This window comes from Marivita lacus, from assembly GCF_014637725.1.
GTDB classification, from domain to species: domain Bacteria; phylum Pseudomonadota; class Alphaproteobacteria; order Rhodobacterales; family Rhodobacteraceae; genus Marivita; species Marivita lacus.
Window position 1 is genome coordinate 173,636 of the sequence record NZ_BMFC01000001.1, and the last position, 14,272, is coordinate 187,907.

A 14,272-nucleotide genomic window follows, 5' to 3' on the forward strand; every position below is an offset into this window, starting at 1 on the left:
TATTCGCCGCTGGTCCTTACATCAGGACCAAACCAGCGGCAAAGGAGGCGAAAGCCCATGTTTGAAAATCTGTCCGACCGCCTAGGCAGCGTCTTTGATCGGCTGACCAAGCAGGGCGCGCTGTCCGAGGATGACGTCAAGACGGCGCTGCGCGAAGTGCGCGTTGCCTTGCTCGAAGCCGACGTGTCCCTGCCGGTCGCCCGCGACTTCATCAAGGCGGTGCAGGAAAAGGCCACGGGTCAGGCTGTCACCAAATCGGTCACGCCCGGCCAGCAGGTCGTCAAGATCGTGCATGACGAACTCAAGCATGTGCTGAGCGGCGACGAAGACCCCGGCAAGCTCAAGATCGACAACGCGCCTGCACCGATCCTGATGGTCGGTCTGCAGGGCGGCGGCAAGACCACCACCACGGCCAAGATCGCCAAGCGCCTGAAAGAGCGCGAGGGCAAGAAGGTGCTGATGGCCTCGCTCGACGTGAACCGCCCCGCCGCGATGGAGCAGCTCCAGATCCTCGGCGCGCAGATCGGCGTCGACACGCTGCCCATCGTCAAGGGCGAAAACCCCGTGGCCATCGCCAAGCGTGCCAAGACGCAGGCCAGCCTTGGCGGATATGATGTCTACATACTCGACACCGCGGGTCGCCTGTCCATCGACGAAGAGCTGATGGCGCAGGTCGAAGCGGTGCGCGATGTCGCCAATCCGCGCGAAACGCTGCTGGTGGTCGATGGCCTGACGGGTCAGGACGCCGTGCATACCGCCGTGAATTTCGACGAGCGTATCGGCATCACCGGTGTGGTCCTCACCCGGATGGACGGCGACGGGCGCGGCGGTGCGGCCCTGTCGATGCGCGCCGTGACCGGCAAGCCGATCCGCTTTGTCGGCCTGGGCGAAAAGATGGACGCGCTCGAAACCTTCGAGCCGGACCGGATCGCGGGCCGTATCCTTGGCATGGGCGACATCGTGGCGCTGGTCGAGAAGGCGCAGCAGACGCTCGAGGTCGAACAGGCCGAGCGCATGATGAAGCGCTTCCAGAAGGGTCAGTTCAACATGAACGACCTCAAGATGCAGCTGGAACAGATGATGAAGATGGGCGGCATGGAAGGCATGATGGCCATGATGCCCGGTGCCGCAAAGATGCAGAAGCAGATGGACGGCGCCGGTATCGACGACAAGATGCTGCGCCATCAGATCGCGCTGATCAACTCCATGACCAAGAAGGAACGCGCCAACCCGCAGATCCTTCAGGCCAGCCGCAAGAAGCGCATCGCCAAGGGGGCCGGCATGGAAGTGTCCGAGCTCAACAAGCTGCTCAAGATGCAGCGGCAGATGTCCGACATGATGAAGAAGATGGGCAAGATGGGCAAAGGCGGCATGCTGAAACAGGCCATGAAAGGCATGTTCGGCAAGGGCGGCGGCAGCCCGGAAGAGATGATGGGCCAGATGGACCCGAAAGCGCTGGAACAGGCGGCCAAGGCCATGGGCGCCAAGGGTGGCATGCCAGGCATGGGCGGTGGCATGGGTCTGCCGCCGGGCCTCAGCGGATTCGGCAAGAAGAAATAACACTTGATGCGTGAAGCCCCCGTCATAAACACGCCGCGGTTGCGGCTGCGTCCACATCGCATGGACGACATGGAAGCCTTCTGGGCCTTCTACCAAACGTCGCGCGCGGTCTTCATCGGCGCGCCCAAGGACAGGACACACCTGTTCTACGGGCTGTCGTCCGAAGTGGTCGCGTGGGACTGGATGGGGCACGGGGCGTGGGCCATCGATACGGCTGAGGGTGATTTTATCGGCCAGGTGGCGATCACCCAGCCGCCGCATTTCCCAGAGCGCGAGATCGGCTGGACCCTTTTCGAACAGGCCGAAGGCAAAGGCTACGCGACCGAGGCAGCAACCGCCGCTCTGGGTTGGGCGTGGGAACAGGGTTTCGACACGCTGGTAAGCTACATCACGCCTGAAAATACGCGCTCGCGCGCTCTGGCCGAACGGCTTGGTGCCGCACTGGACCCAGAAGCGCCACTGCCCGAGGGCGAAACCGCCGAGGAAACCGTTGTCTACCGCCACAGCCCGGACATCGACGGCAGTCCAGAGGCCTACGCATGAGCCTGACCAACGCACCCATTCTTGAAACAGAACGCCTGACCCTGCGCGGCCCCGAAAAGGCCGACGCGGACGCGGTCATCGCGTTCCTGATGGACGACACCCGCGCGGCAGGCTTTGGCGGCTACACCAACCGCTCGGACTCGTGGCGCTGGTTCGCGCTGAACGTGGGGCACTGGCACTGGCACGGCTACGGGTATTTCACGATCGAAGACAAGGCGACGGGCAAACCCGCCGGCATCTCCGGCATCTGGAACCCCGAAGGCTGGCCGGAACCCGAAGTCGGTTGGGTCGTGTTCGACGGGTTCGAGGGCAAGGGCGTCGCCTATGAGGCCGCGACCCGCGCGCGTCGATGGGCCTATGACGATCTGGGCTTCACCACGCTGACCTCCAACATCGTGCCCGGCAACACCCGGTCGATCCGGCTGGCCGAGCGCATGGGTGCTGTCTACGAGCGGACCTACGACAACCCGAACATGGGCGAAGACATGCTCTACCGCCACCCTGGTCCGGAGGCGCTGGCATGAGTTTGGACATTCCGGTGATCGAAACAGACCGCCTGATCCTGCGCGGTCCTCGCGAAAGCGATTTCGACGCATTCGCGGAATTTGCCGCATCCGACCGCGCGCGCTTTGTCGGCGGACCCTACCCGCGTCATCGCGCCTGGGGCGGGTTTCTTGCGACCTACGGCCATTGGGCGCTGCGCAGCTACGGCATGTGGATGCTGGAAGATCGCAGCAGCGGCAAAACCGCGGGTCGTATCGGCTTTATCTTCAACGAAAGCTGGGACGAACCCGAACTGGGCTGGCATGTGTACGATCCGTTCGAAGGCAAGGGCATCGCCTTTGAGGCCGCAACGGTAGCGCGGGCCTTTGGAGCCGCGCATTTCGGATTGAATGGGGTCATCTCCTATGTCGATCCGGAAAACGCCCGGTCCATCTCTTTGGCAGAACGGCTAGGCGCAACATACGAGCGCAACGGAACCGTTGCCGGTCATCCCTGCCATGTCTACCGCCATCCCCGGCAGGAGGTCGCATGACAGGTCACCGCGACATTCCGGTTCTGGAAACCAAACGCCTGACATTGCGCAGCCCCAAGGCCGAGGATTACCCTGACTTCAAGGCGACCTTTGCGTCCTACCGGTCCCGTTTCATGGGCGGACCGCTGAATGGCTACGAGGCATGGATGCTCTATGCTGCCGAGATCGGCCATTGGGAAATCCGCGGCTTCGGCATGTGGATGGTGCACCTCAAGGACACCGATGAGACCGTCGGCATGGCCGGTGGCTGGTCCCCGGCGAAATGGCCCGAGCGCGAGATCGCGTGGATCATCTGGCCGGATCGCGCGGGCAAGGGCTATGCGCTCGAGGCGACGGTGCGCGTGCGCCGGTACTTCTACGAGGACAAGGGATGGGAGACCGCGGTCAGCTATCTCGACCCCAAGAACCTCGACAGCATCCGCCTCGCCGAGCGGCTTGGCGCGAAAAAGGACCCCGAGGCGCGCACCGTTGACGGCAGCGACGTGGTCTATCGTCACCCCAGCCCCGACGCGCTGCGCGGCAGTCAGTTGGCGCACGGGATCGACATGGAAATCGCGCATTACCAAGACCCCCTGTTCAAACCGAAAGGCTGGGCCATTGACTGATATTGGGACTGACATGACCATCAACCCCGTGACCCATGCCGCAGAGCTGCTCAAGGGTCACCGCGAAAGCATCGACCGGCTGGACGCGATCCTCGTGTTCACTCTGGCTGAACGGTTCAAACACACACAGGCCGTGGGTGTGCTAAAAGCGCAACACGACCTCCCGCCCTCAGACCCCGCGCGCGAAGCGACACAGATCGCGCGGCTCGAAGAGCTTGCGACCCAGGCCGACCTTGACCCTGAGTTCGCCAAGAAATTCCTGAATTTCATCATTCAGGAAGTCATCAAGCACCACGAACAAAAACAATCCTGACAGCACAGCCTGTCGGTCGGACAACCTTAGGAGAATACCCCATGTCTATCAAAATTCGTCTTTCCCGCGGCGGCTCCAAAAAGCGCCCCTTCTATCGTATCGTCGCCGCAGACAGCCGCATGCCGCGCGATGGCCGCTTCATCGAGAAGCTGGGCACCTACAACCCGCTGCTGGCCAAAGACAGCGAAGAGCGCGTGAAGATGGATGTCGAGCGCGTCCAGTACTGGCTGAGCCAGGGCGCCCAGACCACCGACCGCGTTGCGCGCTTCCTCGAAGCGGCTGGCGTTGTTGAAAAGAAAGAGCGCAGCAACCCCAAGAAAGCCGTCCCGGGCAAAGCCGCTCAGGAACGTGCCGACGCCAAGGCCGCCAAGGCAGCAGCCGCTGCCGAAGCAGACGCTGCTCCGGCCCCCGAAGAGGCAAGCGCGGAATAATCGCGCAGTGCCTTTGCAGATGACCGGCCCACCCGGTCATCTGCACTTTTGACTGTCACAAGACAGCACCCGTCTTTCGCCTGTTGTCATCGTGCCACAACACCACCCTAGGGTGAGCGTGTCTGCGCGTGTATGCTTGTAAATCTGCCACAAAGCTTGACCCCGTGACGCCGTCGCGCCATGTCCAAGGGCAACTGCAATTTATTTTCAGGACACACATCATGATCGCGCGCCTCGCAACTGTCTCCAGCCTTGCCCTTGGTCTTGCGGTTCCGGCCTATGCCGCCGGTCCCGGCCAAACCAGCGCCCAGACGGATGTGATGGCCCCTGCGCCCGTGACCGTGTCGCCGCGTCCACAGCTTGTCTTTACCCTGCGCGGCGGCGTTGCCTCTGCACCGGAATATTTCGGGTCGGACGAGTACGCCGTTGGTCCCGATCTTGGGTTTCGCTTCAATTTCCTGTCGCTGCGCAATGGCCGCAGCTTTGGCAATCCTGATCCCTGGGCCGACAGCATGGGTCTGACCTTGGGTGGCACGTTCCGGTTCATCCAGGAACGCAAGACCGACGATTTCAGCGAACTGGCCGGACTCGACGACATCGACGCGGCAGTCGAACTGGGTGTGTCCATGCGCTATGGCACCGAAAATTTCGCGGCTTTCGGCGAAGTGCGCCGCGGGTTCGGCGGGCATGAAGGCTGGGTCGGCGAGGTTGGGGCCGACGCGACCCTGCGTCCGTCCGACCGGTTGCGCTTGTCCGTGGGACCGCGGCTGTTCTTCGGCGACGACGCCTACAGCGACACGTATTTCGGCATCACCCCAGCCGAAGCAAGCGCGGCCCTTCCCGCCTATGATCCCGAGGGTGGGATGGTGTCGGCAGGTGTGGAATTCGGCGCGCGCTACCAGCTCAACGACGTATGGGGCCTCGAAGGCGCCGTGACATGGGAAAAGTTCACCGATGATGCCGGCGACAGCCCGATTGTCGAACAGGGCTCGGACGAACAATGGGGCGTGCGCTTTGGCGTCACCCGCGTGTTCAACATCGGCGGCTGATCTCGTCCGCAGGCAATTGCCTCTGCATGCCGGTCTGGTCTATCCAGTCGTTCAAATCGACCGGGAGCAAGATCGGTGAGTGAAAAAATCTGTGTCGGAGCAATTGCCGGGGCCTTCGGGGTCAGGGGCGAAGTGCGCCTCAAGAGCTTTACGGCCATCCCCGAAGACATCGCCAGCTATGCCCCGCTGGAAAGCGAAGACGGCACGCGCAGCTTTTCGGTCAAGGTCACACGGCAGGTCAAGAACGGTCTGGCCGCGCGCCTGTCCGGCATCACCACAAAAGAAGAGGCCGACGCGTTGCGCGGGACACAGCTTTTCGTGCCGCGCGACAGGTTGCCGTCGCTTCCCGATGACGAGTTCTACCACACGGACCTGATCGGGCTCGAGGTGACGGACACAGGCGGTGCGCCCTTGGGCAAGGTGTTGTCGGTGATCAACAATGGTGCGGACGACCTGCTTGAACTCAGCGCGCCGGGCCAGAAACAGACCGTGCTGCTGCCCTTCAACAAGGCTGTCGTTCCGACGGTGGATCTTGCGCATGGCCGCATCGTGGCCGATCCCCCCGAGGGCCTGTTTTCGTGACGACACGGATCGTCATTCACGCGGGCTTTCACAAAACAGGGACGACCAGCGTTCAATCCATGCTGCGCGAGAACGCCGCCCTGCTGGAACCGCATGTTCGGGTCTATCTCAAGGACGCGTTCGAGGGGCTGACCGAAAGCACCCGCAGCTTTTCCTTAGACCCCACCAAGAAAACACTGGCGGCGGTCGCACGTTTTTCCACCGCGTTTTTCAACGAGATCGCGCTGGACGATCCACGACCGATCCTCATGTCCTCCGAAGATCTGGCAGGCCACATGCCCGGCCGACACGGGCTGGAATGTTATGACAGCGCCGGTCTCGTGATGAAGGCCCTCAGCGATGCCGCCTTCCTGCGCTTTGGCAAGGAAACCGATCTGACATTCTACTTTTCCACCCGAACGCGGGAGCCGTGGCTGCGCAGCACGTGGTGGCAGAACCTGCGCAGCACCCGGCTGACTGACGATTTTCAGACTTACAGCAACCAGTTCGACGCGGCGCGCAGCCTTGACGACATCCTCGAGGAAATAGCCGTAGACGTGGCCCCGGCCCACGTAACCTCGTTCCTGCTCGAAGAGGCCACGGACCTGCCGCTTGGACCGCTTGATCCATTGCTGACGCTGCTCGACCTGACCGACCTTGACCGCGCCACGCTGACGGTGCTGCCACCGGAAAACGTGCAGCCCGATCTGGGCGTCGACGCGGTGTTCCTTGCGCTCAATCAAAGCGCGTTGCCCGAAAAGGACGTGCAAGAGGCCAAGCGGATCGTGCGCAAGATGGCGCGGCGACTTGACCCCTGACATTGCCTTGATTTCGCCCTGAAATCGCCGCACACCTGCCCCGTTTGAGGCAAGAATTTGCCACTCCCTGTCGGTAATTCTCTTGAGTTGCACTTGGGGAAGCTGCCGTGGATCGCGTGAAACGTCGATTGTTGCTGGTGTCTGCCGCGCTCTCTCCGGGTGTGGTAACAATCACGCTGCAGGAATTCGCGTTTTCACTTGCCTTCATGCTCCTTGGCCTCTTCGGCGCCCTGAGCATTGCAGCGGCGACCATCGCCGTTTTTCCGCAGATCGGTCCCTCTTCCCTGACCAGCAATACACCGAAAAAGACATACCCGTCGCTTCTGGTATCCTCGGCTTTTGCCAGCCTGAGAAACATGGCGCCCGATCCGCTGGTGATCCGCACGACGCTTCAGACGCTGATCAACCCCACGCACAGGGCGCCCGGTTTTGTCACCGACGAGGACCAGATCGCGATGGTGCTCGCCCAGATCATCGCGCGGTGGGACGCAACGGACCTGTCGCAGCTGAGCGACGATCAGGTCCGCGAGCTTTGGCTTGTGGAACGGCTGATGCGCGCCAGCCCGGCGGAAGCCGGTGCGCTGGCCCATTTTTTCGCCTCACCGACTGCGATGCTCGCGATGCGGGACGTTCTTGCGGCCCCCGTGCTGGCCTGACCTGTGGCCTTTCCGGCAACAAGCCACTAAAGCCGTTTGGGTCACCAAAAGGCAGCGCAGATGGATGAGCCCAAATCCCCCCCGCAACGATCCCATGGCCGCAAGACCATGCGCCCGACCCTGGTCCCACGCGACCTGATGGAAGACGCGCCGGAACTGGCCAGCGTCTGGAAGGCACAGGTGATCACGCTGCTTCCAGAGGCATTTCCCGGTGTGTTGGGACTGTCGCTGACCGGTCGAGCGCTCAAAGACGGGTTGTGGCAACTGGAAACCGTGCCGCTGCGCCAGTTCGGCGAAGGCAAGCACCGCAATGTCGATGACACGCCCGCCGGGGGTGGCGCGGGGATGGTGCTGCGGCCCGACATCATGGCAGACACCATCGACCATGCCCGCGTCCGCATCGCCCCGATGGCACCGCTGATTTATCTCAGCCCACGTGGCAGGCCCCTCACGCAGAAGCTGGCGCAACAGCTTGCCGCCGGTCCCGGTGTGACGCTCATTTGCGGGCGGTTCGAAGGGTTGGATCAACGGGTGATTGACCACTACGACATCATCGAGGTGAGCCTTGGCGACTTTGTCCTGACCGGCGGCGAGATTGCAGCTCAGGCCATGATCGACGCCATCGTGCGTCTGTTGCCCGGTGTGTTGGGCAACGAAGCATCGACCGAGGAAGAAAGCTTTTCCGACGGGCTTCTGGAACATTCGCAATACACCCGCCCCGCCATCTGGCGCGGGATGGAGATCCCGCCTGTCCTGATGTCGGGTCACCATGGCGAAATCGCCAAGTGGCGACGCGCGCAATCCGAAGACCTGACCCGTGATCGACGCCCGGACCTCTGGGAGGCCCACCAGGCGCGGCGCAAGACGGACTAGACGCCACATTCGGTCCTTGATTTAAGACGATGCTTCTGGTTTACGGCGCGTGTTCTGGGTGTCAGCCCGGTGCGGTGATTCCGTGTGGTCTTCGGACATGGCAAAATCGCACCCTTCCCGAACATGACAAGACAAAGACGACCTGATCTCTGGCGGGCGCTCCGATCATTCGGAACAGGCGGACCCGGACGAAGACCAAGAGCTCTGAGGACGCGCACATCTTTGCGGAGCAACCGCAAGCAAATTTAGGAGAGAAGCGATGAACCTGATCGCTCAGTTGGAGGCGGAACAGATTGCCGCCCTCGGGAAGACCATTCCCGATTTCAAAGCAGGCGACACCATCCGTGTCGGCTACAAAGTGACCGAAGGCACCCGTACCCGTGTCCAGAACTACGAGGGCGTCTGCATCAGCCGTCGTCAGGGTTCCGGCATCGCCGGGTCGTTCACGGTTCGCAAGATTTCGTTCGGTGAAGGCGTGGAACGAGTGTTCCCGCTCTATTCCACGAACATCGACAGCATCGAGGTTGTCCGCCGTGGCCGCGTCCGTCGCGCCAAGCTGTACTACCTCCGCTCGCGTCGCGGCAAATCGGCCCGTATCGCGGAAGATGCCAACTACAAGCCCACCAAGGGCGCAGACGCGTAAGGATTGCCGAGATGAAAAAAGACATCCATCCCGAATACCACGTCATCAACGTCAAGATGACCGATGGCACGATGCTCGAGATGCGTTCGTGCTGGGGCAAGGAAGGCGACACGCTGTCGCTCGACATCGACCCGACAGTGCACCCGGCCTGGACCGGCGGCAGCTCGCGCCTGCTCGACTCCGGCGGCCGCGTGACGAAGTTCAAGAAAAAGTACGAAGGCCTGGGCTTCTAAGCCACGCTTTTCGCGCAGTTCTCAAAAGCCGCTCCGCCTTGGAGCGGCTTTTTTGTTGCCTGCAATGTGCACAATGAGCGGGCATGCGACCGTTTCTTGTTGGATGATCCGTCGTTACGATCCTTTTGTATTTCGAACCAGTGATCTAGGCTTACACTGCCTTGATTTCGCTTGAAGGAATTGTCGATTGGACCCTGCGCCGATTATTGCAGCGCTCATCCTGTTTGGGCTGGCAATGGCGGTCGGCATGTTCAACGTCGTCAAAATCATCACGATTTACGAAGCCAAACACGAACTCAGGCAAGGATCGGCAGGGTGGATCAGGGCGATCTCTGGCTGGTCGCTGATCGTGATCTGGGTTCTCGTCACCTGGTTCCTGTCCACCGTCATCGGGGATTGGTACATCAGCGGCGATATCGAGGGCGCGATGGCACGGGCCGAACTGCGGTTGTGGGTGATGATCGAAATCATTTCGGCCGTGCTCGAATCAGATTCATGACCGAAACCGTCGCCAGCCAATCTGATCTGCTTTGCCGGAACTGCAGCGGCCAATGCGCCTTTGACCCAGCGCAACAAGATCTGCTGTGTCAAAACTGCGGAACATTATGGCCTTTGGCCAGCGACACCGATCACGAAGCGGCGTTGGAATTTCCATTCGATCCGGACAAACCGCAACGCGAACCCCCAAGCTTGCTTGGGGACCATGTGCATCAATGCGAAACCTGTGGTGGAGCGGTCGTTTTTACCGGTCCGACCGTTTCGGAACGATGCCCTTATTGCAATGGGCCGGTCGTTCTTGCGACCGAGGAAAAGGCCTACGAGACCATGGCACTTGTCCCGTTCCGCATAGATCGCGCCGTTGCAGAACGCTCTGTGACAGAGTGGATCCGCCATCGTTTCGCCGCGCCCAATGATCTTGGTCACGTCATATCCAAAGGCAGCGTCGCCGGGATTTACGCTCCGTTCTGGACCTTCGATTCCAAAGAAGCGATCCAATACTGGGCCTCCTACACGACCGGATCCGGTGACAAGCGTCGCAGGCACCATGTGTCAAACAAGATGAACGTGCATTTTGACGACCTTCTGGTGCCCGCGTCAGAGCATGTCACACCGCTCATCCGGGACGGTATCCTGCATGACTTTCAACCGGGCTATCTGCGGCCTTACAGGGCGGGATACCTCGCGGGCTTTGCAGCTGAGAGGCATCATTGGACGGTGGGCAAAGGGTTGCGGATGAATGCCCAGGACAAGGATCTGCTCATCCGGAACAGGATCAAGAAACACGTGGGCAAATCCGGGACGCGAGTCGATCGGTACAGGACAGATACCAGTGGGATTCACTACCGGCGCATCCTGCTACCCGTTTGGATTATGCACTATACGTACGGTGGCAAACCCAAGCGCGTGGTGGTTTCGGGCATTGATGGACGAACCTTTGGGGAACGCCCTTTTTCGCCGTGGAAACTGGCCGCATACTCTGCCTTCCTGACGGCAGTGACCATGATGATGGGGCTGACCTGGGGGGCTTCTACCGTGCCTTAGGGTGACGAGGCGTTTTCACAAAAACCGTCGCCTGTGAGTCGCACGTGCACCGTTCCGCAACGGATTACAACCTTTCGCGCATCCGGCGTTGCAACCGCCAGCGTCTATGCGCATAGCTGAACAAAAGGATGCAAGAGCACAAAACATGGCGCATATCATCGTTGTCGGAAACGAAAAGGGCGGAGCGGGTAAATCCACCGTTTCGATGCACGTCGCGACAGCGCTTGCACGGATGGGCCACAACATTGGCGCGCTGGACCTCGATCTGCGGCAAAAGACGATGGGCCGCTACATCACCAACCGAATGAAGTCGCTCGAAAGCGAAGGTATGGACCTGCCAACCCCGCGCTATCTCGAACTGCCCGAAATCGATCCCGACACTCTGCAACCGGGTGAAAACATCTATGATCACCGTTTGTCAGCCGCCGTGGCCGAACTTGAACCCGGCAGCGACTTCATCCTGATCGATTGCCCCGGATCGCACACGCGGCTGAGCCAGGTGGCGCATTCGCTGGCCGACACGCTGATTACGCCGCTCAACGACAGTTTCGTCGATTTCGACCTGCTGGCACATACCGATACAACCGGCGAAAAGATCCAAGGTCCATCGGTCTATTCCGAAATGGTCTGGAATGCCCGCCAGTTGCGCGCGCAGGCCGGACTGCCCCCGATCGATTGGGTGGTCTTGCGCAACCGTCTGGGGGCACAGCAGATGGTCAACAAGGCCAAGATGGAAAAGGCGCTCGAACGCCTGTCCAAACGGATCGGCTTCCGTGTCGCGCCGGGCTTCAACGAACGTGTGATCTTCCGCGAACTGTTCAACCGTGGCATGACCCTGCTCGATCTCAAGGAAGCCGGTGTCAAACAGCTCAACATCTCCAACATTGCCGCGCGGCAGGAATTGCGGGACCTCATCAAGTCGCTCAACCTGCCGGGTGTTTCGGTAACGTTCTAGGCCACTGGTCCGCGGTCGCGCGCAGCCTATCTCTGCGCAAGGCACAAAACAGGCAACGCGCAGGGCATGACCGGACCAACCCGAAATGAATTGTGGTTCCGCCTGCTGTTCAGCCTTGCTGGGCTTGGGCTGTTGCTCGTGACCGTCTTCGTGCGTGGCATCTCCAATGCCGCCGCGCTGATCGAAGTTGTTGGCATCGCCGGGACGTTTTTCGGCGGTACCGCGATCTGGTGCGCGCTCAGGCTCTGGCGTCACCGCGACTGACTTGCCTTGGCCGAACGGCTGGTGTCTGATCGAGGAAAAAAGGACAGTGCCATGCCAGCCCCCCTCAATCGTTTCAAAGCATCCCTGACCTCGGACACGCCAACCTTGGGACTCTGGCTTGCGCTGGGTACCGGATACGCCGCCGAGATCGCGGCCTCTGCCGGGTTCGACTGGCTGCTGATCGACGGCGAACATGCGCCAAACGATCTGGTGACGATCCATCAACAGCTCATGGCCCTGTCCGGCCATGACGTGTCTCCGGTGGTGCGCATCCCGCACAATGATCCCGCCCTGATCAAGCAGGTGCTCGACCTGGGCGCGCAATCGCTGCTCTGTCCGATGGTGAACTCCGCCGACGAGGCGCGCGCCATCGTGCAGGCGACGCGCTATCCGCCGAACGGCATTCGCGGCGTCGGGCATATGCTGGGCCGGGCGTCGGCGTTCAACGGCATCCCGGATTATTTGGGAACGGCTGAAAATCAGATTTGTCTTATTGTTCAGGCTGAAAGCACCGCCGCAATGGACGCGTTGGAAGAGATCTGTGCAGTCGAGGGCATTGACGGCGTGTTCATCGGCCCTGCCGATCTGTGCGCCGATATGGGGCTATTGCCCCACATAACCCACCCTGACGTGCGCGCCGCCGTTCAGGACGGACTGCGCCGCATCCGCGCCACCGGCAAGGCGGCGGGCATCATCGACGCGGATCCCGCGCTGATCCAGCAGGACATCGACGCAGGCGCGAATTTCGTGGCTTTGGGAGCGGATGTTCTGTTGCTGGCAAATGCCATGCGCGGTCTGACCAGAACGTGGAAAACCCGGACCGCCTGATCCGGGCTTTGCCTTTTTTGTCTGAGCAGTAGCGGGTTGCCTTATTCCGCCGGTACGGCAGCCGCCGTCACGGAGCGACGTGCAAAGTGCTGACGGTTGAGGCGCAGCACCAGGGCGATGGCGACGATCTGCGCCGCGATGGCGATGGCGGTCACGCCCCAGTAAGCCACGCCAAACTTCTCGATGGCACCTGCACCAACCAGCCCCTTGTTGACAAAGAAATGGAGCATCACCGACAAGGCCACGGCGGGACACACCAGCGCATAGGACCCGGGCGAGGTCTTGCTGCCCATCACGAAGTCGCTGAAATAGCCCTGACGCATCATCACGACGGCCCCCAGCAGCAGGAACACGACCTGAACCGACACGAGCCGCGCGAGGAAGATCATGGTTTCACCCGCCTGTTCGTGCACGTCGAAGGCGACGTGAAGACCGTGGCTCTGGCGCAGGAACAGGATGCCCAGAACGGTCACGATCGGCACGATGATCATCAGGGTCGGGCCGGACTCACGCGCGGTGCCATTCTGAAGCATCGACGCAAACGCGGTGATGGCTGCAATCACGGTGTAGAGGATTGCCGCAACCCCAAAGAAGGTCGACAGGATCAACGCAACGGCAACGGTGGTGGCCGAAGTGCTCATCGCGGCAGGTGCTGCAAAGCCGACGCCGACCATGGCGATGCTGAAGGCGGGCAGAAGCTGGGCAAAGGAATTATGCGCGGTCACGTCGAACACGCCGCCTGTCGACAGGACGCGCCCAAGGAAGGCTCCGATCATGCGGAAGGCCAGCACACCGATGGCGGCAAAGGCGATCAGCGCCATCGGGAAAAGGTACTCCACCACGCTCCAGAGCTGCGGTACGAAGACCAGACCGACGATGAACATCGCGTTGACGCTCATGGCCAGCGCAAGCGGCATCGCCAGAAGCGTCGCTTCGGCATTGGTGTTCCGAAGCTTGGCGTAGGTGTCGGTTTTCTTGAAGGCCGACAGCGATTGCAGGTTCCAGATCAGCGACTTGATGTTGAGAAAGGCAAAGACGGCAATGCCGATCACCGCCACGGCAATTGCGGTTTGCATCGGCAATCCACCCGTTGCAAATGCGGCCGCGATGTCCTCGAACACCGGGACGGGTTGACCGGGATGCGGCACCCAGAACATCAGGAACATGAAGAACGACACCGCGATCCCTCCGGCCCCGAGTGAAGCAAGGAAGTAGATCGGTGAATAGCTGTCTGCGGGTCTGGTGACGGAACGGTCCATGGCGAGCCTCCTTTATATTCCGATTTCAGAATATAAATACATTCAAATTACGGAATGTAAAGACCCTTGCTCTGAGTGGCCCCAAACAAAGCGGCGCCTTGGT

The 14,272-nt window shown here is 61.1% G+C and carries 20 protein-coding genes; 19 read left to right on the plus strand and 1 reads right to left on the minus strand.

Annotated elements, in window-relative coordinates:
- Positions 1-57: 57 nt before the first annotated feature.
- The 19 genes from ffh (at position 58) to IEV82_RS00985 (ending at position 12,910) form a co-directional block, all read left to right on the plus strand.
- Positions 58-1,560: a signal recognition particle protein gene (ffh, locus tag IEV82_RS00895; RefSeq protein ID WP_188480062.1), complete on the plus strand. Its 1,503-nt coding sequence runs from the start codon at positions 58-60 to the stop codon at positions 1,558-1,560.
- Between the two features lie 6 nt (positions 1,561-1,566).
- The gene (locus IEV82_RS00900) at positions 1,567-2,103 is read left to right on the plus strand and encodes a GNAT family N-acetyltransferase (protein WP_188480063.1); all 537 of its coding nucleotides are present in this window, start codon (positions 1,567-1,569) and stop codon (positions 2,101-2,103) included.
- Entirely contained in the window at positions 2,100-2,627 is a 528-nt protein-coding gene (locus IEV82_RS00905; protein ID WP_188480064.1) for a GNAT family N-acetyltransferase, read from the plus strand. The genes IEV82_RS00900 and IEV82_RS00905 overlap by 4 nt, the downstream gene beginning before the upstream one ends.
- Positions 2,624-3,139 (plus strand): GNAT family N-acetyltransferase, encoded by a 516-nt coding sequence (locus tag IEV82_RS00910; RefSeq protein ID WP_188480065.1) that lies wholly within the window; start codon positions 2,624-2,626, stop codon positions 3,137-3,139. Before IEV82_RS00905 ends, IEV82_RS00910 begins: the two co-directional genes overlap by 4 nt.
- Entirely contained in the window at positions 3,136-3,744 is a 609-nt protein-coding gene (locus tag IEV82_RS00915) for a GNAT family N-acetyltransferase (protein ID WP_188480066.1), read from the plus strand. The genes IEV82_RS00910 and IEV82_RS00915 overlap by 4 nt, the downstream gene beginning before the upstream one ends.
- A 13-nt stretch (positions 3,745-3,757) precedes the next feature.
- Positions 3,758-4,057: a chorismate mutase gene (locus tag IEV82_RS00920; RefSeq protein ID WP_188480067.1), complete on the plus strand. Its 300-nt coding sequence runs from the start codon at positions 3,758-3,760 to the stop codon at positions 4,055-4,057.
- A 41-nt stretch (positions 4,058-4,098) separates the two neighbouring features.
- Complete coding sequence (gene rpsP, locus IEV82_RS00925) at positions 4,099-4,488, plus strand: 30S ribosomal protein S16 (RefSeq protein ID WP_188480068.1); 390 nt, start codon at positions 4,099-4,101, stop codon at positions 4,486-4,488.
- 221 nt (positions 4,489-4,709) lie between these two features.
- Complete coding sequence (locus IEV82_RS00930; RefSeq protein WP_188480069.1) at positions 4,710-5,537, plus strand: MipA/OmpV family protein; 828 nt, start codon at positions 4,710-4,712, stop codon at positions 5,535-5,537.
- Positions 5,538-5,612: 75 nt separating this feature from the next.
- Entirely contained in the window at positions 5,613-6,119 is a 507-nt protein-coding gene (gene rimM, locus IEV82_RS00935) for a ribosome maturation factor RimM (protein ID WP_188480070.1), read from the plus strand.
- Positions 6,116-6,916: a hypothetical protein gene (locus tag IEV82_RS00940; RefSeq protein ID WP_229747626.1), complete on the plus strand. Its 801-nt coding sequence runs from the start codon at positions 6,116-6,118 to the stop codon at positions 6,914-6,916. Before rimM ends, IEV82_RS00940 begins: the two co-directional genes overlap by 4 nt.
- A 107-nt stretch (positions 6,917-7,023) precedes the next feature.
- Entirely contained in the window at positions 7,024-7,572 is a 549-nt protein-coding gene (locus IEV82_RS00945) for a hypothetical protein (protein ID WP_188480071.1), read from the plus strand.
- A 60-nt stretch (positions 7,573-7,632) separates the two neighbouring features.
- Positions 7,633-8,445 carry a tRNA (guanosine(37)-N1)-methyltransferase TrmD gene (gene trmD, locus IEV82_RS00950; RefSeq protein ID WP_188480072.1) on the plus strand — a complete coding sequence of 271 codons (813 nt, stop codon included), beginning with the start codon at positions 7,633-7,635 and terminating at the stop codon, positions 8,443-8,445.
- A gap of 259 nt (positions 8,446-8,704) precedes the next feature.
- Positions 8,705-9,088 carry a 50S ribosomal protein L19 gene (gene rplS, locus IEV82_RS00955; RefSeq protein WP_188480073.1) on the plus strand — a complete coding sequence of 128 codons (384 nt, stop codon included), beginning with the start codon at positions 8,705-8,707 and terminating at the stop codon, positions 9,086-9,088.
- Positions 9,089-9,099: 11 nt separating this feature from the next.
- The gene (gene rpmE, locus IEV82_RS00960; RefSeq protein ID WP_188480074.1) at positions 9,100-9,321 is read left to right on the plus strand and encodes a 50S ribosomal protein L31; all 222 of its coding nucleotides are present in this window, start codon (positions 9,100-9,102) and stop codon (positions 9,319-9,321) included.
- 187 nt (positions 9,322-9,508) lie between these two features.
- Complete coding sequence (locus tag IEV82_RS00965; protein ID WP_188480075.1) at positions 9,509-9,820, plus strand: hypothetical protein; 312 nt, start codon at positions 9,509-9,511, stop codon at positions 9,818-9,820.
- Positions 9,817-10,863 carry a hypothetical protein gene (locus IEV82_RS00970; protein WP_188480076.1) on the plus strand — a complete coding sequence of 349 codons (1,047 nt, stop codon included), beginning with the start codon at positions 9,817-9,819 and terminating at the stop codon, positions 10,861-10,863. Before IEV82_RS00965 ends, IEV82_RS00970 begins: the two co-directional genes overlap by 4 nt.
- 145 nt (positions 10,864-11,008) lie before the next feature.
- Positions 11,009-11,818 (plus strand): division plane positioning ATPase MipZ, encoded by an 810-nt coding sequence (locus IEV82_RS00975; RefSeq protein ID WP_188480077.1) that lies wholly within the window; start codon positions 11,009-11,011, stop codon positions 11,816-11,818.
- A gap of 66 nt (positions 11,819-11,884) precedes the next feature.
- Entirely contained in the window at positions 11,885-12,082 is a 198-nt protein-coding gene (locus tag IEV82_RS00980) for a hypothetical protein (RefSeq protein ID WP_188480078.1), read from the plus strand.
- A 51-nt stretch (positions 12,083-12,133) separates the two neighbouring features.
- Positions 12,134-12,910 (plus strand): aldolase/citrate lyase family protein, encoded by a 777-nt coding sequence (locus IEV82_RS00985; RefSeq protein ID WP_188480079.1) that lies wholly within the window; start codon positions 12,134-12,136, stop codon positions 12,908-12,910.
- Between the two features lie 41 nt (positions 12,911-12,951).
- Here IEV82_RS00985 and IEV82_RS00990 read toward each other — a convergent pair whose 3' ends face one another.
- The gene (locus IEV82_RS00990; RefSeq protein ID WP_188480080.1) at positions 12,952-14,169 is read right to left on the minus strand and encodes a TsoY family (seleno)protein; all 1,218 of its coding nucleotides are present in this window, start codon (positions 14,167-14,169) and stop codon (positions 12,952-12,954) included.
- Positions 14,170-14,272: the final 103 nt, after the last annotated feature.

Excerpts from the sequence above, each read along its gene's own strand:
- ffh (WP_188480062.1), top strand. The coding sequence starts at position 58 with ATGTTTGAAAATCTGTCCGACCGCCTAGGCAGCGTCTTTGATCGGCTG.
- IEV82_RS00900 (WP_188480063.1), top strand. The coding sequence starts at position 1,567 with ATGCGTGAAGCCCCCGTCATAAACACGCCGCGGTTGCGGCTGCGTCCA.
- IEV82_RS00905 (WP_188480064.1), top strand. The coding sequence starts at position 2,100 with ATGAGCCTGACCAACGCACCCATTCTTGAAACAGAACGCCTGACCCTG.
- IEV82_RS00910 (WP_188480065.1), top strand. The coding sequence starts at position 2,624 with ATGAGTTTGGACATTCCGGTGATCGAAACAGACCGCCTGATCCTGCGC.
- IEV82_RS00915 (WP_188480066.1), top strand. The coding sequence starts at position 3,136 with ATGACAGGTCACCGCGACATTCCGGTTCTGGAAACCAAACGCCTGACA.
- IEV82_RS00920 (WP_188480067.1), top strand. The coding sequence starts at position 3,758 with ATGACCATCAACCCCGTGACCCATGCCGCAGAGCTGCTCAAGGGTCAC.
- rpsP (WP_188480068.1), top strand. The coding sequence starts at position 4,099 with ATGTCTATCAAAATTCGTCTTTCCCGCGGCGGCTCCAAAAAGCGCCCC.
- IEV82_RS00930 (WP_188480069.1), top strand. The coding sequence starts at position 4,710 with ATGATCGCGCGCCTCGCAACTGTCTCCAGCCTTGCCCTTGGTCTTGCG.
- trmD (WP_188480072.1), top strand. The coding sequence starts at position 7,633 with ATGGATGAGCCCAAATCCCCCCCGCAACGATCCCATGGCCGCAAGACC.
- rplS (WP_188480073.1), top strand. The coding sequence starts at position 8,705 with ATGAACCTGATCGCTCAGTTGGAGGCGGAACAGATTGCCGCCCTCGGG.
- rpmE (WP_188480074.1), top strand. The coding sequence starts at position 9,100 with ATGAAAAAAGACATCCATCCCGAATACCACGTCATCAACGTCAAGATG.
- IEV82_RS00970 (WP_188480076.1), top strand. The coding sequence starts at position 9,817 with ATGACCGAAACCGTCGCCAGCCAATCTGATCTGCTTTGCCGGAACTGC.
- IEV82_RS00975 (WP_188480077.1), top strand. The coding sequence starts at position 11,009 with ATGGCGCATATCATCGTTGTCGGAAACGAAAAGGGCGGAGCGGGTAAA.
- IEV82_RS00980 (WP_188480078.1), top strand. The coding sequence starts at position 11,885 with ATGACCGGACCAACCCGAAATGAATTGTGGTTCCGCCTGCTGTTCAGC.
- IEV82_RS00985 (WP_188480079.1), top strand. The coding sequence starts at position 12,134 with ATGCCAGCCCCCCTCAATCGTTTCAAAGCATCCCTGACCTCGGACACG.
- IEV82_RS00990 (WP_188480080.1), bottom strand. The coding sequence starts at position 14,169 with ATGGACCGTTCCGTCACCAGACCCGCAGACAGCTATTCACCGATCTAC.